This window comes from Streptomyces sp. NEAU-W12 (genome assembly GCF_026242095.1).
Classification (GTDB): Bacteria; Actinomycetota; Actinomycetes; order Streptomycetales; family Streptomycetaceae; genus Streptomyces.
The window spans coordinates 127,112-151,074 of the sequence record NZ_JAPJDM010000020.1 but is presented as its reverse complement, the minus strand read 5'-3'; the positions used below and the strand labels follow the sequence as shown (position 1 = coordinate 151,074).

The 23,963-nt window shown below is 69.6% G+C and carries 21 protein-coding genes; 19 read left to right on the top strand and 2 right to left on the bottom strand.

All coding sequences use genetic code 11. The features are described 5' to 3' along the window. Positions 1-309 (bottom strand): ArsR/SmtB family transcription factor, encoded by a 309-nt coding sequence (locus ORI94_RS24595; protein WP_266079388.1) that lies wholly within the window; start codon positions 307-309, stop codon positions 1-3. 224 nt (positions 310-533) lie between these two features. Here ORI94_RS24595 and ORI94_RS35600 point away from each other — a divergent pair, with 224 nt between their 5' ends. The 10 genes from ORI94_RS35600 to ORI94_RS24545 all read left to right on the top strand — a co-directional run bounded on the left by ORI94_RS35600 (position 534) and on the right by ORI94_RS24545 (position 11,066). After that, positions 534-869 carry a hypothetical protein gene (locus ORI94_RS35600; protein ID WP_416237885.1) on the top strand — a complete coding sequence of 112 codons (336 nt, stop codon included), beginning with the start codon at positions 534-536 and terminating at the stop codon, positions 867-869. Between the two features lie 1,211 nt (positions 870-2,080). Beyond that, complete coding sequence (locus tag ORI94_RS24585) at positions 2,081-2,476, top strand: peptidase inhibitor family I36 protein (protein ID WP_266079386.1); 396 nt, start codon at positions 2,081-2,083, stop codon at positions 2,474-2,476. A gap of 54 nt (positions 2,477-2,530) precedes the next feature. Beyond that, entirely contained in the window at positions 2,531-3,793 is a 1,263-nt protein-coding gene (locus tag ORI94_RS24580) for an MFS transporter (protein WP_266079384.1), read from the top strand. Between the two features lie 7 nt (positions 3,794-3,800). Next, entirely contained in the window at positions 3,801-4,976 is a 1,176-nt protein-coding gene (locus ORI94_RS24575; RefSeq protein WP_266079382.1) for a radical SAM protein, read from the top strand. A 6-nt stretch (positions 4,977-4,982) separates the two neighbouring features. Then, entirely contained in the window at positions 4,983-5,258 is a 276-nt protein-coding gene (locus tag ORI94_RS24570; protein WP_266079380.1) for an acyl carrier protein, read from the top strand. Beyond that, positions 5,255-6,562 carry a hypothetical protein gene (locus ORI94_RS24565; RefSeq protein WP_266079378.1) on the top strand — a complete coding sequence of 436 codons (1,308 nt, stop codon included), beginning with the start codon at positions 5,255-5,257 and terminating at the stop codon, positions 6,560-6,562. The genes ORI94_RS24570 and ORI94_RS24565 overlap by 4 nt, the downstream gene beginning before the upstream one ends. Next, positions 6,559-7,575: a Gfo/Idh/MocA family protein gene (locus ORI94_RS24560; protein WP_266079376.1), complete on the top strand. Its 1,017-nt coding sequence runs from the start codon at positions 6,559-6,561 to the stop codon at positions 7,573-7,575. The genes ORI94_RS24565 and ORI94_RS24560 overlap by 4 nt, the downstream gene beginning before the upstream one ends. Beyond that, positions 7,565-8,596, top strand: coding sequence for a phosphotransferase family protein (locus ORI94_RS24555; protein WP_266079374.1), 1,032 nt, complete (start codon positions 7,565-7,567; stop codon positions 8,594-8,596). Before ORI94_RS24560 ends, ORI94_RS24555 begins: the two co-directional genes overlap by 11 nt. Further along, positions 8,593-9,690, top strand: a complete 1,098-nt coding sequence (locus ORI94_RS24550; RefSeq protein WP_266079372.1) for a hypothetical protein — start codon at positions 8,593-8,595, stop codon at positions 9,688-9,690. The genes ORI94_RS24555 and ORI94_RS24550 overlap by 4 nt, the downstream gene beginning before the upstream one ends. Next, complete coding sequence (locus tag ORI94_RS24545) at positions 9,678-11,066, top strand: condensation domain-containing protein (RefSeq protein WP_266079370.1); 1,389 nt, start codon at positions 9,678-9,680, stop codon at positions 11,064-11,066. Before ORI94_RS24550 ends, ORI94_RS24545 begins: the two co-directional genes overlap by 13 nt. A 184-nt stretch (positions 11,067-11,250) precedes the next feature. Here the strand turns inward: ORI94_RS24545 and ORI94_RS24540 are convergent, their stop codons facing one another. Beyond that, a complete protein-coding gene (locus ORI94_RS24540; protein WP_266079368.1) occupies positions 11,251-12,390 on the bottom strand; it encodes an MFS transporter in 1,140 nt (379 codons plus the stop codon). A gap of 602 nt (positions 12,391-12,992) precedes the next feature. Here ORI94_RS24540 and ORI94_RS24535 point away from each other — a divergent pair. From ORI94_RS24535 to ORI94_RS24495, 9 genes are all read left to right on the top strand, one after another. Beyond that, complete coding sequence (locus ORI94_RS24535; RefSeq protein WP_266079366.1) at positions 12,993-13,259, top strand: acyl carrier protein; 267 nt, start codon at positions 12,993-12,995, stop codon at positions 13,257-13,259. Between the two features lie 49 nt (positions 13,260-13,308). Next, positions 13,309-14,604: a DegT/DnrJ/EryC1/StrS family aminotransferase gene (locus ORI94_RS24530; RefSeq protein ID WP_266079364.1), complete on the top strand. Its 1,296-nt coding sequence runs from the start codon at positions 13,309-13,311 to the stop codon at positions 14,602-14,604. 25 nt (positions 14,605-14,629) lie between these two features. Beyond that, a complete protein-coding gene (locus ORI94_RS24525) occupies positions 14,630-15,679 on the top strand; it encodes a Gfo/Idh/MocA family protein (protein WP_266079362.1) in 1,050 nt (349 codons plus the stop codon). A 27-nt stretch (positions 15,680-15,706) separates the two neighbouring features. Next, positions 15,707-16,831, top strand: coding sequence for a TauD/TfdA family dioxygenase (locus ORI94_RS24520; protein WP_266079361.1), 1,125 nt, complete (start codon positions 15,707-15,709; stop codon positions 16,829-16,831). Then, positions 16,785-18,074 carry an argininosuccinate synthase domain-containing protein gene (locus ORI94_RS24515; RefSeq protein ID WP_266079359.1) on the top strand — a complete coding sequence of 430 codons (1,290 nt, stop codon included), beginning with the start codon at positions 16,785-16,787 and terminating at the stop codon, positions 18,072-18,074. Before ORI94_RS24520 ends, ORI94_RS24515 begins: the two co-directional genes overlap by 47 nt. Continuing rightward, the gene (locus ORI94_RS24510) at positions 18,055-18,759 is read left to right on the top strand and encodes a cyclase family protein (protein ID WP_266079357.1); all 705 of its coding nucleotides are present in this window, start codon (positions 18,055-18,057) and stop codon (positions 18,757-18,759) included. Before ORI94_RS24515 ends, ORI94_RS24510 begins: the two co-directional genes overlap by 20 nt. Before the next feature lie 65 nt (positions 18,760-18,824). After that, a complete protein-coding gene (locus tag ORI94_RS24505; RefSeq protein WP_266079355.1) occupies positions 18,825-20,267 on the top strand; it encodes an AMP-binding protein in 1,443 nt (480 codons plus the stop codon). Between the two features lie 84 nt (positions 20,268-20,351). Continuing rightward, positions 20,352-22,454, top strand: a complete 2,103-nt coding sequence (locus tag ORI94_RS24500) for a carbamoyltransferase (RefSeq protein WP_266079353.1) — start codon at positions 20,352-20,354, stop codon at positions 22,452-22,454. 49 nt (positions 22,455-22,503) lie between these two features. Continuing rightward, positions 22,504-23,907 (top strand): condensation domain-containing protein, encoded by a 1,404-nt coding sequence (locus tag ORI94_RS24495; RefSeq protein ID WP_266079351.1) that lies wholly within the window; start codon positions 22,504-22,506, stop codon positions 23,905-23,907. The last annotated feature ends 56 nt before the right edge of the window (positions 23,908-23,963 follow it).

Sequence of the window (23,963 nt, the reverse complement as noted above, 5' to 3'; positions counted from 1 at the left end):
TCAGTCACCGCAGTCGGGCGAGCGGCAGCGCAGCAAGTGCTCCTTGGGTGCGTCCAGGCGGCCCGCCATGGTGGCGCCGTCGGCTCGGCAGAAGACCTGCTTGCCCTCCTTGCGGGAGAGGACCAGGCCGCCGCGGCGCAACAGGCTCAGATGCCCGGAGGCGGTCGACGGCTTGAGGCCGCACCGCTCGGCGATCTCCCCGACGGCCAGCTCACCCCCGCCCGCGAACCGGCGCATGACCAGCTGGCGCGTCTCGCTTGCCGATGCCTCGAGGAAGTCGGCCGTCGCCGGACCGACCCCCTCGCCCACGCCACCGGGCTCACCCGGATGCCCCAGCGCCCGCCCCGCTTCCTCGCCGACGACATCGACGGCCGCGCCCTGTCCGACGCGGCCGCCGCCCGGCGCCGCGCCCCCGCCGCACCGGCGTCGGCGGCACCGACGTCGGCACCGGCGGAGTCGCCTCGCTGGGTGACATCGTCGCCGTACCGCCCGTCCGCGAAGCCCGGGACGCCGGGCTGCTCAAGGCATCCCCGGTGTTCGTACGCCTCGACCGCGACGGCGCCGTATGGGCCGACGGAACGCAAGCGTCGGTGGACGTGATCATCTGGTGCACGGGCTTCCACCCTGCCCTGGCGCCCCTGGCGCCCCTGGCGCCCCTGGGGCTGCGTGGTCGACGCGGCCACATCCCCACGGCAGGCACGCGGGCCGTGGACGAACCCCGCCTGCACCTGCTCGGCTACGGCGACTGGCCCGGCCCCGCCTCCGCCACCCTCGTCGGCGTCGGACGGCCGGCACGCGACGCTGCCCGGGAGATCGCCGAACTCCTCGAAGACGCAGGCCGATCCGCGGGCTCCGGTCCACGGGTGTGAAGCCGGCCGCAGCCGCGGCTGAGCTGGATCCGGCGCCCGGTGGGATGAAGAAGATGCTCTTCGGCCTCACCGTCACGACGGACGAAGGCGGCGGCCGACGCCCGGCGACGGAGCCTCGGCGCACCCTGCCGCTGGTTTCTTGACCGCCGGTTCCGCCACCGCGCAGGCCCCCCGGGGGATGCCTCGTGTCCGTCACCGGGTGACGGTTCGTGCCGGGCCGTCCTCGAAGGCCACGGTGGGCCGGCAGTCCGGCGCGGCGTAGATCCCGTCGGTCGTTTGTCCGTCGGACGACCGGCCGCGGGGCACCGGTGATGCGGGCCGACTGTTGGTACCGGCTCGCCGGCCGCGCTCCTGCCGGCTGCGGCGAACCGGCACCGCTGTTGCCTCTCGAATCCCTCTCGAGGAATGCGCACGCCGGGGTCAAGAGGATCCGGTAGGGGGTCTCGGTCGACCCTCGTGGAATTCATCAGGCGTAACCGGAAAGCAGGCGCGCGCCGCACAAAGGAACGGTCCAGCTCTTCTGTCTCTTCTGCGTCGAGGAGGTTGTGCGGGAGTTTCCTTCAAAGGGGGCACCTCAAGCGCGGTGGGGTCGGGTAAGCCGCCGCTCGTGATGATTCACATGGCTAAGAAAGTAGGTGTCCCAACAAAATTTCACAACATCTTTCACGCCACCTTTGTCGTGGGTGATTCGTCCCTTCGGTGCGGTTTTCGGGGGGTGCGCGTCGGGGTGATCTTCGGGGCCCCGCCCGGACATCGTCCACGGCGTTGCGAAAATATCTGCAGTTCGGAGGGGGAATGGTCATGTGTGCCTCCCTCTGTCGGCGGGCGTGCGGGGGGTGTTGGCGAAGTTGACCGAGCGGCGTCATGAGAGCGCTCCCTGAGCTGATGTCTGAACACATGCAATCAACTTGGGCGTATGGCGCTTTGTTGTTCCGGTGGCATGCCGAGAGTCCTCCCCTTTCCTCCTCGGGGGTGCGCTGTTGACATGAGGAAATCGGCACGCTTCACTTTCGTGAGGTGGGAAGAAGGCGCCCGCCCTTTCCGCCGGCGGGTCACGACGGGATCTGCAGCCGACCCCGCGTGCGCCCACTTCGCGGGATCGGACATCCGGCTGCCATCGACCACTCCACTCCATTCCGAAACGGCGCGCTGCGTTTCCGCGCCGACTCGGTCGAACCGGCGGACAAACCAACGGACGAGGGAGAATCAGTATGTTCACGAACAGCATGGGCAACGGGGCGCGCTCAGGTCGTGCCCTGGTCGGCGTCGCCACTTTGGCCGGACTTCTCTGGGCCGCGCCCGGAGTGGCACACGCCGACACCGAGGAAGACCCCGGGACGGCGTGTCCCTTCAGCCGCACACTGTGCCTGTTCGACGGCGCCGACTACTCGGGAGACCGGTTCACGGTGCAGTCCCTCGACCCGTCCGCGAGCGTCTGCGTCGACCTGGTGGAGCACGGTTGGGGCGACAGGGCCCGCTCGGCCGTGAACACGGCGACGCAACCCGCTTCTCTCTACCCCAATCCGGACTGCACCGGCAGGGGAGTGAGCGTCACGGGCGCGGCGCCCTCGCTGCCGTTCCAGCCGCAGAGCGTGCGGGTCTCCTGAGCCGACGTCCCGCCCGGCCCGCGGACCCCCGGAACGAAAGGCGAACGCCCCGTCATGAGGAGAGCTCCCGGGCGTGACTTCGGACTGCGCGGGTTCGTCGTCGCCCGAGCGCTCTCCCGGGCCGGCGACGCGGTCTTCCCCATCGGGCTCGCCGCCGCCATGGTCCAGCAGGATTTCGGCGCCTCCGGCATCGGCGTGGTGATGGGTGCCTCCCTGGCGCCCGTAGTACTGCTGCTGCCGTTCGGAGGAGTGATCCTCGACCACTTCGACACCAGGACCCCCATGGTCGTCGCCGACGTGGTCCGCACCGTGCTCCAAGGGCTGCTGGCGGTACTGCTCCTGACCGGGCGTCCGTCCCTGTGGCAGATCCTGGTGCTGTCGCTGGGCTCGGGGGCGGCGCAGGCGTTCTTCCAGCCGGGAGTCGCCGGCATGCTGCGACAGCTGGCGCCGGAGCGGCTGCGGCAGGCGAACGCGACGATCCGCACGGTGGAGTCAGTGGTGTCGCTCGCCGCGCCCGCCCTGGCCGGGGTGGTCATCGCCGTCACGGACGCCGCGGTCGTCATCGTCCTGGACGCCTGCACGTTCGCCGCGAGTGCCTGGCTGATAGCCCGCATCCGGTTGAAGAGCACCGACCCTGTCGAGACCATGCCGAGAGTCTGGAAGGAACTGCGCGAGGGATGGGACGAGTTCACGGCCCGGCCGTGGCTGTGGTCCGTGGTGTCGGTCTTCTCGCTGTTCGGCCTGGTGGTGTTCGGCCCGTTCGACGTGCTGAAGGCCATCGTGCTCATCGACCGGTTCGGCGCCGCGGCCTATGCCTGGCTGATGTCGGCCTTCAGCCTGGGCGCCGTCCTCGGCGGGCTGCTCGCCCTGTGGACCGCGCCCGGCCGGCCTCTACGGACAGGGCTGCTGGCACTGCTCGGCTTCGCCCCGCTCCCGGTGGTGATCAGTTTCGACCTGCCGGTGGCCACGGTGGCAGCGGCCATGGTGGCGGGCGGCGCCGCCAACGCCTACTGGGCGGTGGTGTGGGCGACCTCGGTGCAGTCGCACGCGCCGCCGCACGCGCTGAGCCGCATCCACGCCTACGACGTGATCGGCTCCATCGGCCTCATGCCCGCGGGCCGGGCGCTCACCGGAGCGGCCACGGCCTGGACGGGCGCGGCGACCGTGCTGCTCACGTCCTCCGCGGCCCTGCTCGTGGGCTGTGCGGCGCTGCTGCTGGTCCCCGCCGTACGCACCCTGCCGGCCGTGCAGCAGCCACGGGGACGGAGCGATCCGGTCAAACCGACCGCCGGCACCCGACAAGCCCGCGAGACCTAGGAGCAGCATGCACCCCCGGACGAGCCGTACTCTCACCGCCAAGGAGTTCTCCGACATCAAGCACACGGTGTCGATCCGGTCCCAGTCGCGGGCGCGACTGCGCCGGGACGCGGGGTACGCCTCGGACGTCCCCCGCGAGGTCAGCCTGCAGCTCACCTACAAGTGCAACCTCCGCTGCACGCACTGCTACCAGTGGAACGAGCAGGGCTTCTTCCGCGACTGGGGAATCGACAAACAGCGCACCGAACTCGACCTGTCCGTCGTCGAAGACGTGCTGGAAGCCACCGCGCCGGTGCGCGGCAAGCTCTTCCTGTGGGGCGGCGAGCCCCTGATGCACAGTCGGTTCACCGAGGTGTCGCGCCTGATCGAGCGCTTCCCCCGCACCGTCAACATGTGCACCAACGGGCTGCTGTTCCAGCGCCGGACGGACGACCTGCTGCGGATCGGGCAGGACCTCAACCTGCTGGTCAGCCTGGACGGTCTCGGTGCGGATCACGAGGAACTGCGCGGCAGGGGCACGTTCGAGCGCACCACGCGCAACATCGAGACGATGCTCGACCTCAAGCGCAAGGGTGAGTTCCGTGGCGAACTCTCCCTGTCCTGCATGGTCTCGCACGTGACGGTGCACCGGATGTACGAGTTCATGGAGTGGGCCGAGGAGCTGGACGTCAACACCGTCTACTTCCAGTTCCCCTGGTACATCAGTCCCGAGGTCGCGCAGGCGATGGACTCCGTCTACCGCGAGCACTTCGCGTGGCTGTCGCCCGAGACCGGCACCGCGCGCCCCACCTGGCACTCGTACACGTACCAGCTGCCTCCCGAACTGCTGCCCGCGCTGCGCGACTCCATGGCGCGGCTGGCCGGCCGGGTCTGGCGCCCCCGGGTGCGCTACCAACCGCAGCTGGAGCCGGACGAGGTCGAGTCGTTCATCCTCGGCACCTCCCGGCCGGCGCAGCGACGCACCCGCTGCCTCGCCGTGACCAACCGGATGGAGGTGCACGCCGACGGCAACGTCAGTTCCTGCAAGTTCTTTCCGGAGTTCGTGGTGGGCAACCTCTACGAGTCCTCGACGGTGGGCCTGTGGCAGAGCGAGCGGTTCCGCCGGGTCCGGTCCGTCCTCGCCGAGACCGGCATGATGCCGGTCTGCTCCAAGTGCATCCTTCTCTACCTGAACGGAGTGTGACGCCCCATGAGCAGTGCTGCCCAGGTCACCGAGCTGGAATCCCGCGTGCGGAGCGTGCTCGCGGAGGTCCTGGCGGGCAAGGCCCTGCCGGAGCAGATCACGACGGACGCGGACATGGTCCGGGACCTCGGCCTGGACTCCCTGCAGGCCATCCAGTTCCTGCTGCGCGTCGAGGACGAGTTCGACGTCGAGCTGGACTACGAGACGCTGCGCCTTGACCACCTGAGGTCGGTGCGGTTCTTCACCACCGAGGTCCTCACGCGGCTGGTGCGCGAGCAGTGAGCCGCGCGTGCCCCTCCAGTGGCGGGGCCGTCCACTTCGGGTCCTTCGATGCCGAACGTCGCTGGCGCCCGGACGGCCTCGCGTCCCTGCCGATGCTCGCCGATCCGGCGTCCGACCGTCTCGTGGCCCACATGGACGAGGCGCTGTTCGCCGCCGCCGTCCCGGGTGATCTGCTGATCACCCGGGGGGTGGTCGGCGAGGCTCACCGCCGGGCCCTGGAAGCCGCGGGGTTCGGATGCGCGTATCGCCACGCGGGTGACCCGGACGGTACCGCCGACGTGGAGAACCGGCTCCTCACCAGCCCCGAACTCCTGCGCACCATAAGCGAGTACCGGCACCTGCGTCCCTACGCGGTCCTTCCCGCGACCGCCGAACTCGCCGCACTCACCGGGCACGCGGACGCCGCAGCGCGCGAGGAGACCGTGGTCCGGGTCAACGGCAAGGCGTGGTCCAGCCGCCTGTCCGCCCGCCATGGGATGGCGGGCGCCGGACACGTCGTCCGCTCGGCGGCGGAGCTGGACGCCGCAGTGCGGTCCGCCGCCGGCCGGGGCCATCCGGCCGTCCTCGTCAAGGACACCTACGGGGTGGCCGGCCGGGGCACCCTCGAGGTGACCTCGGACAGGCGACTGGCCAGGCTGACCAAGTACCTGCGCGGTCAGGAGGAACGGGGGCTGCGCGTCGAGCTCGTGGTGCAGCCGCGCTACGACCGCGTCGCGGACTTCTCCAGCCACCTGTACCTCGACCGTGACGGCTCCTGGCGGCTGCTCGGTGTGCAGGGCCTGGTCAACGCCGGCTACCGCCACGAGATGTCCGGGCCGGCGCCCCGCGCCCTCACGAGTGCGCTGCGGCACCCCGCCCACCCGGACGTGCTGGAGACCGTGGCCCGCGAACTGGCGGGGGAAGGGTACTTCGGCCCCGTGTGCCTGGACTCCATGGTGCTCCGGGACGGGACCTGGATCCCCGTTCTGGAGGTGAACGCCCGTATGTCCATGGGCGGTCTGAACCTTCGGCTCGACGAGCGCGTACGGGAGCACGGGCTGCGCAGCCACCTGTGGCAGGAGGACGTGGCCGTGGTGGCCGGCTTCACCGTGGACCACTTCCTGGAGGCGCTGCGCGCGGAGGGACTGCTCTACGGGGGCGGGGGCGCACCCGGCGTCCTGCCCCTGGTGGGCGGTTCGCTCGTGGCCCCCCGAGGGCGTCTGGTCTGCGCGGCCTTCTGCCCGCCGGAGTCGTTCGCTCGCCTGCGGACGCGCACCCGGTCCGCCGCCGAGTCGGCCGGCGTCGTTCTCGCGGGGGCGGCATGACCTGGGGCATCGGCCTGATCGGCGCCACCGGCATCGCCGTGCGCGCGGTGATCGCCCCGAGCCGGGAACGACGCGACATCACCGTGCGGGCCGTGGCGGCGTCCGACGGGGACCGTGCTTCGGCGTTCGGACAACGGCACGGGGTCAGGGTGCTGCCGAGCTACGAGGACGTGGTGACGGCACCGGACGTCGACATCGTCTACGTCTCGCTGCACAATTCCGCACACGCCCACTGGGCCCGGCGGGCCGTCGCCGAGGGGAGGACGGTGCTCGTCGAGAAGCCCCTGTGCCTGGGCCTCGCGGAGTGCGACGCGTTGCGGGACGCCGAACGTCTCGGTGGCGGGCAGGTTCTGGAGGCGCTTCCCACCCTCCGCCACCCCTGGCACGACGTCGTACGGCACATGCTGGACGCGGGCCGGTTCGGCCGGCTCCACGGCGTGCACAGCCGTTTCGACTTCCGGCCACCCGCCTTCGGCGGCTACCGCCTGCGGCCCGAGCTGGGCGGCGGCATCTTCCTCGACTCGGCGAGCTACTGGCTCCAGGCGCTCCAGGACACCGTCGGACTGCCTCCGTCCGGCGGCACCGGCACGGCGCGGTGCGCAGAACCCCATGGCGTCGACCACGCCTTCGAGGCGGAGCTGCCCTTGCCGGATGCGGCGACGGCCACCCTGTCGTGCTCCTTCGCCGCACGTCACACCGCTGAGCACGTCTTCGAGTTCGCCGAGGCGCGCGTGCGCGTCCGCGGTGTTCTGCTGCCCGCCGCGGGTGCGGTGCCGCTGAACGTCGCCGTGCGCACCACGACGGGCCGCACGGAGGTCACGCGCACGGAGCCGGTTTCGTACTACGAACGGCAACTCGGCCGCGTCGCCGACCTGGTGAGCGGCCGGGCCGGGCACTGGGGCGCCCAGTCCGCGGTGGCCCGGCCCAGAATCGTCACGATGGAGCACCTTCACCGGACGGCACGGCGTGAGGTCGCGCCGGTACCTTCGACAGGGAGTGCACATGAGTCCTGAGGACCTCGCCCCGGAGGCCGCCGCCCTGCTCGCGTCGGTCTCGATCACACCGGCGGACGTTGCGGAGTGCGCGCCGCTGACCGGGGGCACGTACAACTCCCTGCTGCGCGTGGTCCTCCGGGACGGCCGCCGGTGGGTCGTGAAGCGGCCGCCGTCCGCGGGAAGCGGGCCGACGGGCAGCGGTCCGACGCTGCGGTACGAGCACAATCTGCTGCACGGTGAGACCGAGTACTACGGAGCGGTGCGGGACGTTCCGGGCATACCGGTGCCCCGGCTGATCCACGCGGAGTCCGACGGCGAGCCGCCCGTCGTGTCGGGCCTCGTCATGACCGAATGCCCCGGCGTCCCGTGGCACGAGGCCGACGCGTCCCTGACGCCCGGCGAACGGGCGCGGCTGCGTGAGGAGCTGGGTGGGGCCGTCGCCCGGCTGCACACCGTGACGGGACCGGAGTTCGGTTACCCCGCCCGGCCCTTCGGCCCGCCGGCCGCCGACTGGGGGCGCACCTTCACTGCCATGACCACCGCCGTCCTGGACGACGCGGTGCGCTACGGCGCACACCTGCCCCGGCCCGTGGCACGGGTGCGTGAGGTGCTCGCCGCGGCCGCGGACGTGCTGGCCGACGTGACCCGTCCCGTCCTGGTCCACTTCGACCTGTGGCAGGGGAACCTGCTGATCGACGGCGCCCCGGGAGCCAGGACCCTCAGCGGAGTGATCGACGCGGAGCGGATGTTCTGGGGCGACCCGGTCGCCGAGTTCGTCTCCCTCGCGCTGTTCGGCGACATCGAACAGGACGACGCCTTCCTGGCCGGGTACGCGGCAGCCGGGGGGAACGCGACGTTCACCGACTCCGTACGCCTGCGTCTGCACCTGTACCGCTGCTACCTGTACCTGATCATGCTGGTGGAGGTGGTGCCCCGGCGCTGTTCCCCCGAACAGCGGGCCTGGACCCGGCAGCACGTCGGAGGCCACCTGGTGGCGGGCCTCGACGCGGTGGCCTCCGCCCTGGCCGGCCGGCCGTGATCGCGATACTGACCTCGGGGGTCGCCCTCGGCGTCCACGTACCGGGTCTGCTGCTCGCCTCCCGCCTCGGGGAACGCGGAGCGGAGGCCGTCGTGGAGGTGATCGAGCGGCTGCTTCCCGACGACCGGCTCCGCATGATCGAGGCCTCCCGCAGCCTGTTCCACCGGGACTTCCGCGCCGCCAGGGCGGGACAGCGCCTCGCCACCGACCCGGCCCGGGCCGTCGACGACGCGGCGCTCGTAGCGCTGCACCGGCGCTGGACGGGACTCGGCGTGCGGCGCGTGGTGGTGTTCTCGGGTTTCTGGCTGGGGGTGCTGGACCGTCTGTCCGTGCTGGGGCTGCGGCTGTCGGAGGTGACCATCTGCCACGTCGACTCCGTGGAGTCCCCTTCCTTCCGCCGTGCCGGCCCCGCGGCGGCCGGCACGCAGGTGGTCCGGCTCGCATCGGCGGCCGGTGGTGATCTGCCCTGCACGATCCCGGTCACGCACCGGCCACCGGTGCCGTGGGACGAACGCGACGGGCGGCTCCTCGCCCACGGCGGCGGCTGGGGCATGGGCACCTACCGGCAGCGCGCGGCGGACCTCTCCGCCGAAGGGCACGCTCTCGACCTCGTCGTCCACGAGCCGCAGGAGGCCGAGTCCGCGCCCGCGGGAACGCGCGCGTACCTGATGGACCCGTCCTGGCACCCGTGGCACGACGACGGCTACCCGCCGCTGGGCCTCCTCGCACCGGGGCAGGACCCCGGCGCGGTGGAATTCCGGCGCGGCACCGCTCACCACTCCTCCTTCGACCTGGCCCGCGAGGCGACAGCCATGGTCAGCAAGCCCGGCGGCGGTACCCTCCTGGATTCCCTGTGGTCCGCCACGCCCCTCGTCCTGCTCGAACCCTCGGGGCAGCACGAGGAGCACAACGCCCGCCTCTGGTGCGACCTGGGCTTCGGCGTCCGTTACGAGCAGTGGCGGGACGCCGGTTTCGATCCCGAGTACCTGCGGCCACGGCACGAGGCTCTGCTCGCGGCCGTCGCGGGACCGGCGCGCCCGCTCGACGTGGTGGAGGCGCTCTGCGCCCGGAAGGGATCCTCATGTACGCGATGAAACTGGTCGAAGCCGATCGCGGGACGGCGTTGCGGGCGTCCTTCACCCAGGAGGAACGGCTGTCCGCCGGGCGGCACGTGCACCTCCAGAACAACGTCCTGACGTTCGGCTGTCTCGTCGAAGGCACGCTGGACACGGGACGGCTCCGGCAGGCGTATCTGGCGCTCCGGCAACGTCATGAGAGCTTGCGCCTCGTCTTCCCCCGGCGCCCCGGGGGAGGGGCGGACGCCGCGGAGCTGCGCGCACCCGGGGACGCGGGCTTCCACGTCGTCGACGCCGGGTCCGACGACCCCGCCGTCGGCCTCCGTCGGGCCCGGGCCCTGGTCGCCGAGGCCGCCGAGGTGCCGTTCGACCTGGCGAACGGCCCGCTCGTCCGGCTGCTCTGTGTCCGGATCTCTCCGGCTCTGCACGTCGTGGGATGCGTGGTCGACCACATCGTCGTCGACGGTGAGTCCTGCCGGATCATGGCCGAGGACCTGTTCAGGCTCTACGCGGCGGATACGGCGGACACCGCCGCTCTGCCCGCCGTCGGCACACAGTTCCTCGACTTCGCCCATTCCGAGCGCCTCCACCTGCGGGGGCCGACCCTCGACAGGCTTCTGTCGTACTGGCGCCGCAAACTCGACGGAGTCGGGGCGATTCCGTCCTCCCACCTGCGTGACCCCGCCGTGGGCGACGCGGCCCGGCCGGTATCGAGCCGTCGGCTCCTGGTGCGCCGCGCCACGATCGAACCGGCGTCGTGCGGCCGGCTGCGCCAGGCCGCGCGGGGACACCGCGTGACCCTGACGGCGGTGTTCGCCGCGGCTCTGAAGGACGCCGTGCGCCGGCGCCGGCTGGCCCTCGGCATGAACCCGGACCAGGCCGGCGACGTGGCCGTCATGGGCTCGATCGGCAACCGCCACCGCGACGGCCTGCGGCACTCGGTCGGCTACTTCGCCACGCCGTGCGTTCTGCGCACCGACCTGAGGGACGCGCCACCCTTCACCGAGCTCGTACGGCGCGAGACCGGAACGCTTCTCGGCACGCTGCGGCACCAAGAGCTGCCGCACGCCCTGATGACGCGGGAACTCGACCCGGAGCGCTACGGCGTGCGCCACCGGGGCGACCTTGGCGCGGTGCCGGAGTACGTCAACTTCGACGTGTCGGAGGCCGGATCCGGCTGGTCGTTCGCCGACGAGACCCTGCGGGTGACGATGATCCGGATCCCACGCAACGAGGTACCCCGGGGAGGGGTGCGGTTGCTCGTGCGGGACGAGAGGGACCGCCTCCTGGTGGAACTGCGCACGGACGACTCCCGGTTCGGGCCGCGCTGGGCGGACAGCTTCCTGGCCGACTGTCTGGCCCCGGTCAAGGAGTTCACGGAGAAGGCCGCGTGAGCCGGACCCGCCAGGTGACCTCCCGTACGTACCCGTCATGGGCACCCCGGCCCCCGGGGACAGCCGCGACGACCGCCGGCCCCGGCCCGCCCCCGCGTACCATCAGCCGGTCCCGCCGGACCGGTGAGGTCCTCACCCGTGATCGGCACCCGTGACCGGCGGGGCGGCAGACCTGCACCGCCGGTCACCGCGGTGACCCGACGACCTCACCGGGAGGCCGCCCCGCGGACCGGTCGACGTACCGGACCCGTCCGACCAGCGCGGCCAGCAGGATGGTGGCTATCACGATCGAGCCCAGCGCGGCGCGCAGACCGACCGCGCCGCTCATTACGCCGATCAACGCCGGTGCGGCCACCGTCGCTCCGGGCATCTGCCCTATCTCCACGACTGAGACCCCCTCGCTCGCGGTGAGGCCCTCCTGGTTTCCGGCGAAGGTGTAGACGTTCGGGTTGACGCAGGCCATCCCCACACTGAGCACGATGAATCCGATGATCGCTGCCACCGGGTTCGCGAGGACGAGGCAGAGCCCGAATCCGGCGGCGGCGAACAGCGTCGAGAGGCGGACGACGCGTACCGCGCCGAGGCGTGCCGTGGCGCGGTCGACGAAGAGCATCGCCACAGTCCCCGCCGTGGCGGCGGCCGTGTAGGTGGCTCCGCCGAGGACCGGCCCCCCTCCCATGGTGTCCGTCACGTAGATCGCGCTCCAGAGGATCGACGACTCGGTCACGTACCCCGTCAGGAAGGCCATCACGGCGATGGGCAGCATCCTTCGGTTGAACCGCCTGCGCAGGGGGACCCGGGCGGCCTTCGCCGAGTGGGGGGCCTCCTCGGGAAGCCACCGGACCACCGCGGCCAGGCACAGTCCGAGCAGTCCGCTGGAGACGGTGAACTGGACCCAGGGGGGAACGCCGAACGCCGCTGCCGCGGTGCCGGTCGCTCCGCCGGCCAGTGTTCCCAGCCCGAAGCAGGCGTCGAAGCTGCCCATGACCGGCCGTCCGTAACGACGTTGTACCTCCAGCGCCATGGCGCCCATGGGGATGTCCATGATGTGAGCGACCAGCGCCCAGGTGGTCAGCCCCAGCACCACCGCACCGAAGCTGGGCGATGCCGCCATCAGCGGCACGGTGAGCAGGACGAGACAGGCACCCGACGATGCGAGCACCACGTTGCTCACCCGGCCGACGAGCAGCACGATGGTGCAGAGGCCGACGATGTTCCCGATGCTCGGGACCGTGTTGGCGAGCCCCCACAGGGTTTCGTCGGCGCCCACCTGCCGGCGCACCTCCGGCACGCGAGCCGCCCAACCGCCGATGGGCACGCTCATGATGACGTAGAGCAGACCCACGGCCAGGCGCGAGCGTCGGTTCGCGCGCCGAGACCCGGTTTCCTCCGGATCGGCAAGGGCGCCTAATCGGCGCTTCGGAGCTTCATCGTGCTGGCCTGATTCCGACATGCTGAAAGAGCCCTCCGCGCCATTCCACCGGCGTTGCGTGAGGCGCAGTACCGTGAAAATCCGAGATCGTCGAGCGGTACGCTACGAACGGACCGAGCGTCCCGTCAAGAAGTGCTCCGGGAGTCCGCCAGGGTCTTCCTCACGCCACGTGAAATTCGGCAGGGGATGACGTTCCCGCTGGTCGGATCCGGTGCGGAAGCGCGTGAAGAGCGAGATGCTTGGCCGGAACCAAACTTCCTCCCTCCGGTGCCGGTGGGTACTGTTGGGGCGAGAGTTCCGATCGGTGCCCAACTGGCTTTTGTGAAGTCTGGCCAATGACGGGTGAACGGCCTTTGCGGCAGGCCTTCCGTGGCATCGCCCTCGACCGGAAGAGTGCCAACACCGTGTGCCCTGCGCGGGTTTCTCCGTGCGGACACCCCCGGGCAGCGGTTGAGTGCATGCCTCCTTTCCGGACATCAGAAAGCAGCGCACTTATGGATACTGCATCTTCACGTCTGGCCGAGATACGCGTGATCCTTGAGGAGGAGTTCGCCTGCGACCTCACGGACATCAGCCTGGAACCGTCCTTGCCGCTCGGTCACGACGGTGTCGGCCTGGACTCCCTGATGATTGTCGACCTGCTCGCCAGGCTGGAATCGAGATACTCCGTCGACGTGGACCTGACCGATCTTGTGAACGGTGCCTCCGGCGTTACCGTCCAGGATCTTCTCCGGATCACGGACGGCTTGCCGCAGCGGTAGGAACGCCCGATCGGATCGAGTCGTTCTCATCAGACCAGCAGGAGAAAAGTTGTCTGACCGTACTCTGCTCGCAGAATTTGGCGGGACCCCCGTAAGGACCTCCGAATGGCCGTTGTGGCCCAGACTCGACCTCGACACGAAAGCGATCCTCACGGATGTCCTTGAGTCGGGGCGGTGGGCGATCAGCGAGGACCACAACGGCCGGAAGCTGTACGAGCGGCAGTTCGCCGACGCCTTCGCCCAGTATCACGGTTTACCCCACTGCGTTCCCACGAGCAGTGGCACCGCGTCGTTGACCATCGCGTTCGAGGCGCTCGGCCTCTCGCACGGTGCCGAAGTGCTCGTGCCGGGTCTCACCTGGGTGGCGTGCGCGTCGGCGGCGGCGAACCTGGGGCTCGTGCCGGTTCTGGTCGACATCGACCCGGAAACACTCTGCATGGACCCGAAGGCGGCCGAGGCGGCCATCACGAGCAGGACCGAGGCCGTGCTCCTCGTCCACTACGGCAGCAGCGTCGCCGACATCGACGCGTTCGTGTCGCTGTGCGAGCGGCGCGGTCTGGCGCTCATCGAGGACTGTGCCCAAGCCCACGGCGCCATGTACCGGGACGCACGCGTGGGCACCTACGGAGCGGTGTCCGCCTACAGCATGCAGGAGTCGAAGCTACTGACCTCCGGGGAAGGAGGCGCGTGCCTGACCAAGGACGCGAACCTCTACGAGCGGCTCGTGGAATACCGCGCCGACGGCCGGCGGTACGCCGAAGACCCTGGCGTGCGGGAGCCCAATCTCCAGGATGTCGGCACGGTGCAGGGCCGCAATCTCTGTCTGACGGAAATCGGGTCCGCGCTGCTGCTCGGCGGTCTGCGACGCCTCGACGCGGAGAACGAACGGCGGGCGGCGAACGCGGCACACCTGTCCGCGCTCCTCGACGGGACGGGGTACGCGCACCCGGTCAGGGCTCTTCCAGGAGTCACCAAGAGGGCCTACTACCGGTACTGCGTCCGGCTCGACCCGGGCGTCCTCGAGGGCGTCTCCGTCGATCGGGTGCTGAGCGCCCTGAGCAGGGAACTGAGTCTGCACTGCGAGCCGCTGCACGAGCCGCTCAACGCCTGCCGCCTCTACGACCCGCGGCGGTCTTCGCACAAGTACGACCCCGTCCTGTTGCCCCTGCTGGACCCCACCCGGTTCGAACTGCCGAACGCGCACGAGGCTCGCTCACGGTTCCTGACCATTCCGCACCGGGCCCTCCTGGGCACCGCGGCAGACATGAACGACATCGCCCAGGCCATCGACAAGGTCATGACGAACGTCGACGCGCTCCGCTCCGAAGCGCTGATGGTGCCGTGAGGCGTGCAGAGGAGGGTGAGGTCGCATGAGAGCGCACAAGCCGACAGCGGTTGCCGTCGTGGGCTGCGGCGAAATAGCACAGATCATGCACCTACCGCATCTGCGCGAGATGGATGACCGGTTCCGGCTGCTCGCCGTGTGCGACACCGACGCCGAAGTCCTGAAGTCGGTCGCCCACCGGTTCGGTGTGGAGAACGCTCACACCGACTCGCGGTACATCCTCGAGGACAGGGCCGTCGAGGCCGTCGTCATCGCCACCCCCGGTGATCACGCCGGCCTCGTGGAACAGGCGTTGGACGCCGGGAAGCACGTCTTTGTCGAGAAGCCGCTCTGCTACTCGGTCGACGACGCCCACCGGATCGCCGAGCGTGCCCGGAGGACCGGCCTGACCGTCATGGCGGGGTACAGCAGGATCTTCGACACGGCCTTCGACGAGTTCCACCGGCTGGTGGACGAGCAACCGCCGGGACGGTTCATCGCGAGCACCGCCGTGCTGCCGGACGACTACTTCTACCGGGCCCATCACAGCGTCGCGCGCTGTGCGTCGCCCGCCGCGGACAACACGGCGGCGGCCGAACCGACCTGGCCGTACCTGTTCGAGGAAGTGCTCCACAACCTCGCCACACACGAGCTGTACTGCCTACGGCGTCTCTTCCGGTCCGGCTTCCAGCTGAGAAGCGCCACTCCTCTCCTCGGGCGCCGCGGTGTTCACGCGCTGTGGGAATCCGAGGACGGCGACACCGCGTCGATGACGCTGGTCGTGATGACCGGACTGTCGGGTGGTTACCGCGAGGAGTTCCACGTCTCCACACCCATGTCGCACACCACGCTCACGTACCCCTCGGTGTATCTCAAGAACACGCCGGCGACCGTGCGCCACTCGTTCTCAAAAGGGCCGCACGGACCGCTGCGCTCCCAGGAGTACGAGGGGTCGTACGCGGATCCGTTCAAACGCGAACTCGAGCATTTCGCCGACGTTCTGGAGGAGAGGTGTCCAAGCCGGTGCAGTGCGGAGGACGCAATCCATGACATCCAGATGATTGCGGAGATCTACGACCGGGCCAAGAAGGCGTAGACGAAACCTCTCCGGAAAGTTTGCAGAATGGTGAATCGCACCTCAGTTGATCAGTCCGACAACCTATTCCCTGAGCTCCTTCCGCCGTTCACCTTGAACGGACAGGAACGATCGACGCTGATGTCGGAATGCAGAACGATTGCCGAAGGGCATTCGTTCTCGGATCTGGACAGCAACGCGGAGCTCTCGTCCATGGTGTCCGGCGCCCGCCATCTTCCCACCCGCCTGATGGAAGAGCTCACCCACTTCCGCTGGACGAGTAATGAGCACGGAGCGTTACTGATACGCGGCCTGCCACTGGATCCGGTACTGCCGGACACCCCGGCCGGCGGAGAGCCGTCGAGGTCTGCCGACGTACCGATATGCACGACGGTGCAGTTGATGATCCTCAGCGCACTGGGCGATCTCATCTCCTACGCGGAGGAGAAGGCCGGAGCGCTGATCCAGGACGTCATTCCGCAGCCCGGAATGGAAACTCGGCAGGAAAACGTCGGCAGCTCGCTCCTGGAACTGCACACGGAGAACGGATTCCATCCCACCAGGCCCGACTTCATCACACTGCTGTGTCTCCGGCCGGACCGCGACGATCGCGCGCGGACGGTGGTCGCCGGCATGCGCCACGCTTTGCCCCTGGTCTCACGTGATGCCGTCGAGATCCTTCGGCAGCCGTACTTTCGCGTGGCCTACAGTTCGTCTTTCGTCGGACCCGACGAACGTGTGTACTGCGATCCGATCCCCGTTCTCAGCGACACGAACGGAGCCGAGAGCATGGTCGTGGACCTGCACGCGATGGAGGCCACGACGGACAGCGCCCAGGCGGCGCTGACCGAGCTGTTCGACGCTCTGCGGCAGTCCGTGGTGGGTGTGCGGCTGCGTCCTGGCGATTTGCTGGTGGTCGACAACCGCACCGCGGTCCACGGCCGGACGGCGTTCGTACCCCGCTTCGACGGGTGCGACCGCTGGTTGCGCCGCGCTTTCGCGATCACCGACCTTCGCCGATCCGAAGCCGGGCGACCGCCCTATTCCCGGGTGATCCGCCGTAGCACTCCTCCGCACGTTTCCCGCTTGTCCGGTGCCGACACCCCTCTCAGGGAAGGGAGCCGCGATGCTGCTCACGGCGAGTCTGGAGACCCTCTCGAAGAACGTGCCTGAACGCCCTCTCGTCCTCTACTCGGGTGGTGTCGACGGAACGTACCTCCTCAAGTGGCTGGTGGACCGTTCCGCGAACCCGCTGGCCCTGGTGATCGACCTTGGGGCCAATGCCGACCCGGCCGCGACGGCGCGGGCCGACACCCTCGGCGTGGAGGTGGAACGAGTCGATGCCACGGAGGAGTTCTTCCGGGAGTTCCTGCCGGCCGCGATCCATGCCGACGCGTACTACGAGGGCCTCTACCCGATCGGATCGAGCATCTCCCGGCCGTTGATGGGGCGACTGGCAGCGCAAGTCGCCCAAAACCGCGGCTGCGACATGATCTGCCACAGCGCGACAGCCATGCAGAACAGCGGCGTACGGCTGTCGGCCGCGATCGCCCACTTCCTCCCTGAGCTGCCCCTCGCGGCCCCCTTCCTGCAGTCGGCGGTGCCCCGGGAGCGCATGGTCCGCGAACTCGCCGCCATCGGAATCGAGTTCCCCTACGGCGTACACAGCATCGACACCAACCCTTGGGCCCGAGTCGTCGAATGCGGCAGCCTCGACAGTCCGGAGAACGAGCTGGACTCCGACGTCTTCCAGTGGTCCGCCGCGCCGGACGCCGCCTTCGAGGCCGGACCGGAGGTGATCGAGCTGGCGTTCGAGCGCGGCCTGCCGGTCTCGCTCAACGGCAAGGACATGCCCCTGGCGTCGTTGGTGCCGCAGCTGAACGAGCTGGCGGGCGCCCGCGGGGTCGGCCGGTTCTCCGGACTCGAGGACACCTTCCTGAGGGGAAAGAACCACGAGGTCAGGGAAGCGCCGGCGGCGTCGGTCATCACCACCGCGCATCGCGCTTTGGCCAATGCGGTCTTCGAGGGAAAGGAGTACGTCATCCGGAACTTCCTCGCGACGGCTTGGACGCACTCCGTCGTGGAGGGCGGCTGGTACCACCACACGACCCAGTGCGTGCGGGACGCGCTGGAGCAACTGGACCGCATCGTCACCGGAGTGGTGCGCCTGCGCGTCTTCGCGGGGAGCGTGGGCGTCGAGCGGCTGGAGTCGCCGCACGGTCTCTATCGCCACCGGCTCGCCGGCCCCGGGTGGCCCACCGGCCACACCGGCGCGCACGGATCCCTGATCGCGACGCTGGCGCACGTCGAGGAACTGCGGCGCGACGACACCGCAGACGCACCGGCCCCCGGCCGCGCGGCCGGGGACACGCATCCGACCGAGAGGAAGCCCAAGCATGACGGCGAGGCCCGCTGACATCGTGGACCTGAGTCACCCCGTCCACCACGGGATGGTGACCTACCCCGGGCTGCCCGGTCCGGAGATCACGACCCAGATGTCCCGCGAGGAGTCACGTACGCGGTATGTCGACGGCGTGGAGTTCCACATAGGCCGTATCAGCATGGTGGCCAACACGGGAACCTACCTGGACGCGCCGTTCCACCGGTACAGCGACGGCGCGGACACGTCCGGGGTCGCCCTCGGCCGGGTCGTCGATGTCGACGGTGTCGTCGTGCGTGCCGAAGCGACCGGTGAGATCGGCCCGGAAGTCATCGACAAAGCAGCCGTGACCGGCAAGGCCGTCCTCTTCCGCACCGGTTGGGACACACACTGGGGTACGGACCGGTACTTCTCGGACACGCATCCCTTTCTGGGACGTGCCGCAGCCGAGCTCCTCGTGGAACTGGAGCCCGCGGTCGTCGGGATCGACTCCGTCAACATCGACTCGATGGCCGACAGGTCGCGACCGGCGCACTCGCTGCTGCTGGAGAGGGGGATCCCGATCGTCGAACACCTGCATCACCTGGACGGGCTGCCGACCTCGGGGTTCCGGTTCTTCGCTCCGCCGCTTGCCGTAGTGGGACTCGGCACGTGCTCCGTGCGGGCGTTCGGGATCGTCGACCGGCACGGCGCCCCGCACGAGACCCCGGAAAACCGCTGAAGGGGAGGATCGTCATCACACTGCTCGACTCGATCCGGCGGGTCCTCGAGGACCACCCGGAAAGCGTGGCACTGGCGACGTCCGACATGACGATGAGCTACGCACGACTGCACCACCTGGCCGACCGGCACGCCGACGCGCTGATGTCGGCGCGAGGCCCGGCGGGGCCGGTCGCCGTCGTGTGCGACACCGACGGCGGTGCGATCCCCCTGGTGCTCGGGGCCCTGCGCACCGGTCGTCCGGTCGTACTGCTGCCCGGTGGGCCGACTGCTTCGGTCAGGGAGACGTCGCTGCGGTACACCGGGTGCTCCCGGATCGCGTGGCCCGGTGCCCGGCCCGAGGACGTGCGCGTCGAGTTGCTCGAACCGTCCGCAGAGGCGCCGTTGTCCGAGGCGTCCCTCGTGTTCTGCACCTCCGGCTCGACAGGGCATCCGAAGCTGGTGCCCCTGGGTGATCCCGCGCTGTGCCGGTTCGCGGACTGGGCGTCCGCTCGGTTCGGTATCGGAGAGGGCACCAAGGTACTCAGCTACGCCCCCCTCAACTTCGATCTGTCACTGCTCGAGGTGTGGACGACGCTGTCCCGCGGCGGCACGGTGATCGGGGCGACCGGACCGGCGCTGCGCGACGCCGAACGCCTGGCACGGCTCGTCGGGAAGTGGCAGCCGGAGGTGATCGAAGGCGTTCCGGTCCTGTACGAACGGCTCGCCCGCGGGCTGCCCGCACTGGCCGCCGATGGTGCGCCGACCGCACGGCACGTCATCATGACCGGCGACAACACGCCGCAGCCGACGCGCCGGGCCGTCAGGGAGATGTTCCCCTCGGCGACCTACTACAACGTGTACGGAAGCACCGAGACGAACGACTCACTCGTCGCCGTGCTGGACGGTGAGCAGATGGTGGCCGACCACGTTCCCCTCGGCGAGCCGCTACCGGGCGTCGACATCCGGCTCGTCGCCGACGACGGTGGCGAACTGGCAGGCCCGGGTGTTGCCGAACTGTACGTCGTCACACCGTTCCAGACCGCCGGGTACATCGACCCGGCGGGGAGATACGACGGCAGCTTCGTCGAAGGCGGACGCGACGGTCCCGGTGCGTTTGGCAGTACCTACTTCCGTTCCGGGGACCTCGTCGAGCGCCGGAGCGACGGATCACTGTGGTTCGTCGGCCGGCGCGACTTCCGGGTGAAGGTGCGAGGGGTCAGCGTCGACCTCGAGGACGTCGAGGACGTGCTCCTGCGGATGGACGCCGTGGTGGAGGCCGTGGCGCTGCCGTGGAACGGGAGCGGCGACACCAGCGTCGCCGCGGTGATCAGGACGGATCCGGATCGCACGGTGTCGAGCGTCGAGGTCCGGCGGTTCTGCGCATCCCGGGTCGAGCCCGCGGCCGTCCCGTTTCGGATCGTGTTCGCCGACCGGCCGCTCCCGAGAACGTCCACCGGGAAGATCGACCGGAACGCGGCCGTGCGGTTCCTGCCGGCGCCCAGCCGGACCACCGCACCAGCCGATTGAGTCCGCAGCAACACGTGTTCCTTCCGACCGATACGACGGATACCGCTTGCGGGCAGACTGCTGCCCAGAGCCGAAGGGTGCTCAATGCTTAGTCTCGGGGTGTACACCGGCCCGCATGACACGGGCGCTTGCCTCATCGCCGACGGGCGCGTGGTCACGGCGATAGAAGAAGAGCGGCTCACCAGGGTGAAGTACGGGGCCATCAGGAACTACCACGGTCTGTGGGAGGAGTTCGGAGAGCGGTTCGGGTACTACCCGTGGGCCTCGATCAGCTACTGCCTCCAGGCGCACTCGATCGGTCTGGACGATGTCGATCGGATAGTGATCGCCGACGACTACCTGGCGCCCATGGCCGGGCTGAACCTTCCGGTCCGCGACCCCGATCGCCTGGTGGTCGCGCGTGAGCCGAGTGGTGGCGTGCACCATTACGTGCACGCCCTGTCCGCGTTCTGGGCGAGCGGGTTCGAGGAAGCAGCGGTTCTGGTCGTCGACGGCGACGGCACGTGGACGGACGAAGGGTACGAGGCCGAAACGGCGTACACGTTCACCCGGAGCGGACGTCACTCGACCGTTCTGAAGAACCGGTATGTCCCCGTCAGGGCCGGCCACGGTGCCGACAACCTGTTCAATCCCGGCCTCGGCTGGATGTACGAGTACGTGACGACGTTCCTCGGCTTCTACAACACCAGGGCCGGAGTGCCGGACGCGGGGAAGACCATGGGCCTCGCGCCCTACGGCGGTCCCCGGCCCGAACTGTCCGGCGAATGGTTCCACCTCAACGAGGGCCGCTTCGACTTCCGGCCCTTCCTCGACTGGATCGTCGGCATGGGGTACGCCGAATCCCTGAACGACCAGAGCTTCAGTCTCGTACCGGACCCGGCGAATATCAGTTCCTTCGCGAGGGACCTGGCGTGGAAGGTGCAGAGCGAGCTCGAGCGCGGCATGCTCGGGCTGTGCGCGCAGGTGCAGCGCCGGACCGGACAACGCAATCTGTGCATCGCCGGCGGAGTGGGCCTGAACGCGGTGGCGAACGGAGTCCTCGCCCGTTCCGGGATGTTCGACCGGATCTTCGTCCAGCCGGCCGCCGGTGACAACGGCCAGGCGGTCGGGCTCGCGTACTACGGTTATGTGAGCGCGGGGAAGGCACGCGACCTCAAGCCGATCTCGCATTCCTACACCGGGCAGGGGTACGACACCGCCGCCGTCGTCGAATACCTGGACGCCGTCGGTGTCTCCTTCGAAGTGATCGACGACGAGGACCTCACGGAACGGGCGGCCGCCGAACTGGCGGAGGGGTCGGTGATCGGCTGGTTCCAGGGAGGCAGCGAATACGGACCGCGTGCCCTCGGCCACCGGAGCATCCTCGCCGATCCGCGGCCCGAGGACATGCGTGACCGAATCAACCAGCAGGTCAAAATGCGTGAGATGTTCCGGCCCTTCGCGCCGAGCGTGCTCGAAAGTCACGTGAACAAGGTCTTCGACACCAGCACGGCCGCCGACACCCGGTTCATGCTGTCCTGCTGCCCCGTACGCGAGGAGTGGCAGCAGATGGTGCCCGCGATCTGCCACGTCGACGGGACCGCCCGCATACAGATCGTCGCCCCGGACGTCGACGAGCAGTACCACCGGCTCATCACGAGCTTCTTCGAGACGAGCGGTGTCCCCCTGGTGCTCAACACGTCGCTGAACATCCGCGGCATGCCGCTCGTGGAGACGCCGGCGGACGCGGTCCAGTGCCTCCTGTCCTCGGATCTCGATGCCCTGTACATCCACAATATCCGGTTGGTGTACCCGAAGCACGAACGGATCCGTCCCGAACTCGCCCCGGGCTGGGCCGTCGTGGAGAACGAAGGCGGGACCGTCCTCACCGACGGCGAGCGGACGCTGACCGTGACGGAGGAGGAGGCCCGCCTGCTGTCCTGCTTCGACGGTGCGCGGAGTCTGCGGGAGGTCGTCGACGCCGCCGGACTCCAGCCGGTTCCGGAACGGCCCGGGCGCATCGCCGAACGCCTCGTCAAGCACGCCTACCGGGCTGGAGCGGTGACTCTGCGGGCCGGCCGCCTGCCGCTCGACACGCGGTGGACGTTCGGGCGGCTTCCGTTGGCCGAGGGGGCCCGGCGGCACACCCCGTACCCCGGCCCGGTCGGCCCGGACAAGCTCGTACTGCCGCGCTCGGTGGGGCGCTGAACCTCCGGATCGGGGAACGCACCGGCTGACAGGATTGGGGACTTACAGCATGTCGTTCACAGGTGTGGTCGGGCCGCTGCCTCGAGGATACGAGCTGCTCTGGGAGCGGATGCACGAGATGTCACCGGGGGATCCCGGCAGGTCCCGGTTCACGGCTCTGCTGACGCGGGGCCTCGGTGGGCAGCTCGACCCGGACGCGTTGAAGGGGGCTCTCGCGGATGTGACGCGACGGCACGAGATGCTCCGGATGCGCTTCAAGACCACCGACCTCGATCCGCTGGTGGAGATCGTCGAGGACGTCGAGGCGGAACTGCACGTCGAAGATCTCCGGCACCATCCGCCGGCGGAGCGGCAGGCAGTGCTGGCGCATGTCCTGTACCTGGAGAGCGTGCGCGCCTTCGACCTGGGAACGGCGCCGGTGTGGCGTGCGCGTCTCCTCCGGTTGTCGGCGGACTACAGCATCCTGTGCGTCAGCTTCCCGGACTTCCTGTTCGACGCCTGGTCGGACCGGATCCTGGTGCGTGACCTGATGGCGTGCTACAGCGCGCGCCTCGGCCTGTTCCACCTGCCCGCGCCGGTGCCCTACGGCTATCGGGACCTGCTGGATCTGCACGAGCGACAGTACGGGGGCCGCGGGCCGGGCGTCCGGGAGCAGGCGCACCGGCTCCAGCCGCTGTTGCCCCGGCCCCTGTCCGTCGAGCCCCGGCAGGCGGCCGCCTCCGACCTGCTGGTGGACCCGGCCGCCATCGAGTTCAGCGTGCCCTCGGAGGTTTCGGCGCGCCTGGACGACTGTGCGACGAGACTTCGCACGACGCAGTACGTCGTCCTGATGGCTGCCTACTACCTTGTGATCGCCGGCGTCTCGGGGTCGTCCGAGGTGGTGGTGAGCACGGTGACGCTGGGCCGTCACAGCAAGGCCGAGCGGGCGATCGTCGGACAGTTCGGCCAGGACGTGTTCGTCCCCGTGGACATCGACTGGAAGGGGTCGTTGGAGACCTTCGTCCGGCAGGTGCACCGGGCACTGGTCGAGGCCAGGCTGGCGCGGACGGGTTACCGCAACCTGGTGGAGCTACTGGGCGAGACCGGTCGCCCCAGGCCGTGGTCGGACCTCCATCTCTTCGACTCCTACTTCCAGTCCGTCGTCCCCGAGTCCAGTGAGTCGTTTCCCGGTCCGCTGCGGGTCGACCACGAGCTGGAGGTCGTGCCGACACCGCTGCCGGGTGGGGATGCGTACCCCCGGCTGGGTGAGGTTCCGAGCGAGGCGATGCCGGCCTGGTGCCGACAGGCGCAGCCCTGGATGCTGGTGGACAGCAGCCGTCGGGGCGGGGCCCTGAACTTCAACCGATCCTTCTACGACGAGTCGCAGGTGAAGGGGCGTGTCACCAGCTTCCTCGAGATTCTGCGGGCGATGGCCGACGACAGCGGGCAGCCCGTGTGGAAAGCGGTCGGCTGATTGACCGGCCGGCCGGAACGCACCGGCACACTCGGGTCGGCGAACCGACGAGGCGA

What these genes read in the sequence shown, in the direction of transcription:
- ORI94_RS24585 (WP_266079386.1), top strand. Translation starts at nt 2,081, where the DNA reads ATGTTCACGAACAGCATGGGCAACGGGGCGCGCTCAGGTCGTGCCCTG.
- ORI94_RS24580 (WP_266079384.1), top strand. Translation starts at nt 2,531, where the DNA reads ATGAGGAGAGCTCCCGGGCGTGACTTCGGACTGCGCGGGTTCGTCGTC.
- ORI94_RS24575 (WP_266079382.1), top strand. Translation starts at nt 3,801, where the DNA reads ATGCACCCCCGGACGAGCCGTACTCTCACCGCCAAGGAGTTCTCCGAC.
- ORI94_RS24570 (WP_266079380.1), top strand. Translation starts at nt 4,983, where the DNA reads ATGAGCAGTGCTGCCCAGGTCACCGAGCTGGAATCCCGCGTGCGGAGC.
- ORI94_RS24560 (WP_266079376.1), top strand. Translation starts at nt 6,559, where the DNA reads ATGACCTGGGGCATCGGCCTGATCGGCGCCACCGGCATCGCCGTGCGC.
- ORI94_RS24555 (WP_266079374.1), top strand. Translation starts at nt 7,565, where the DNA reads ATGAGTCCTGAGGACCTCGCCCCGGAGGCCGCCGCCCTGCTCGCGTCG.
- ORI94_RS24545 (WP_266079370.1), top strand. Translation starts at nt 9,678, where the DNA reads ATGTACGCGATGAAACTGGTCGAAGCCGATCGCGGGACGGCGTTGCGG.
- ORI94_RS24540 (WP_266079368.1), bottom strand. Translation starts at nt 12,390, where the DNA reads ATGAGCGTGCCCATCGGCGGTTGGGCGGCTCGCGTGCCGGAGGTGCGC.
- ORI94_RS24535 (WP_266079366.1), top strand. Translation starts at nt 12,993, where the DNA reads ATGGATACTGCATCTTCACGTCTGGCCGAGATACGCGTGATCCTTGAG.
- ORI94_RS24525 (WP_266079362.1), top strand. Translation starts at nt 14,630, where the DNA reads ATGAGAGCGCACAAGCCGACAGCGGTTGCCGTCGTGGGCTGCGGCGAA.
- ORI94_RS24520 (WP_266079361.1), top strand. Translation starts at nt 15,707, where the DNA reads ATGGTGAATCGCACCTCAGTTGATCAGTCCGACAACCTATTCCCTGAG.
- ORI94_RS24515 (WP_266079359.1), top strand. Translation starts at nt 16,785, where the DNA reads ATGCTGCTCACGGCGAGTCTGGAGACCCTCTCGAAGAACGTGCCTGAA.
- ORI94_RS24510 (WP_266079357.1), top strand. Translation starts at nt 18,055, where the DNA reads ATGACGGCGAGGCCCGCTGACATCGTGGACCTGAGTCACCCCGTCCAC.
- ORI94_RS24500 (WP_266079353.1), top strand. Translation starts at nt 20,352, where the DNA reads ATGCTTAGTCTCGGGGTGTACACCGGCCCGCATGACACGGGCGCTTGC.
- ORI94_RS24495 (WP_266079351.1), top strand. Translation starts at nt 22,504, where the DNA reads ATGTCGTTCACAGGTGTGGTCGGGCCGCTGCCTCGAGGATACGAGCTG.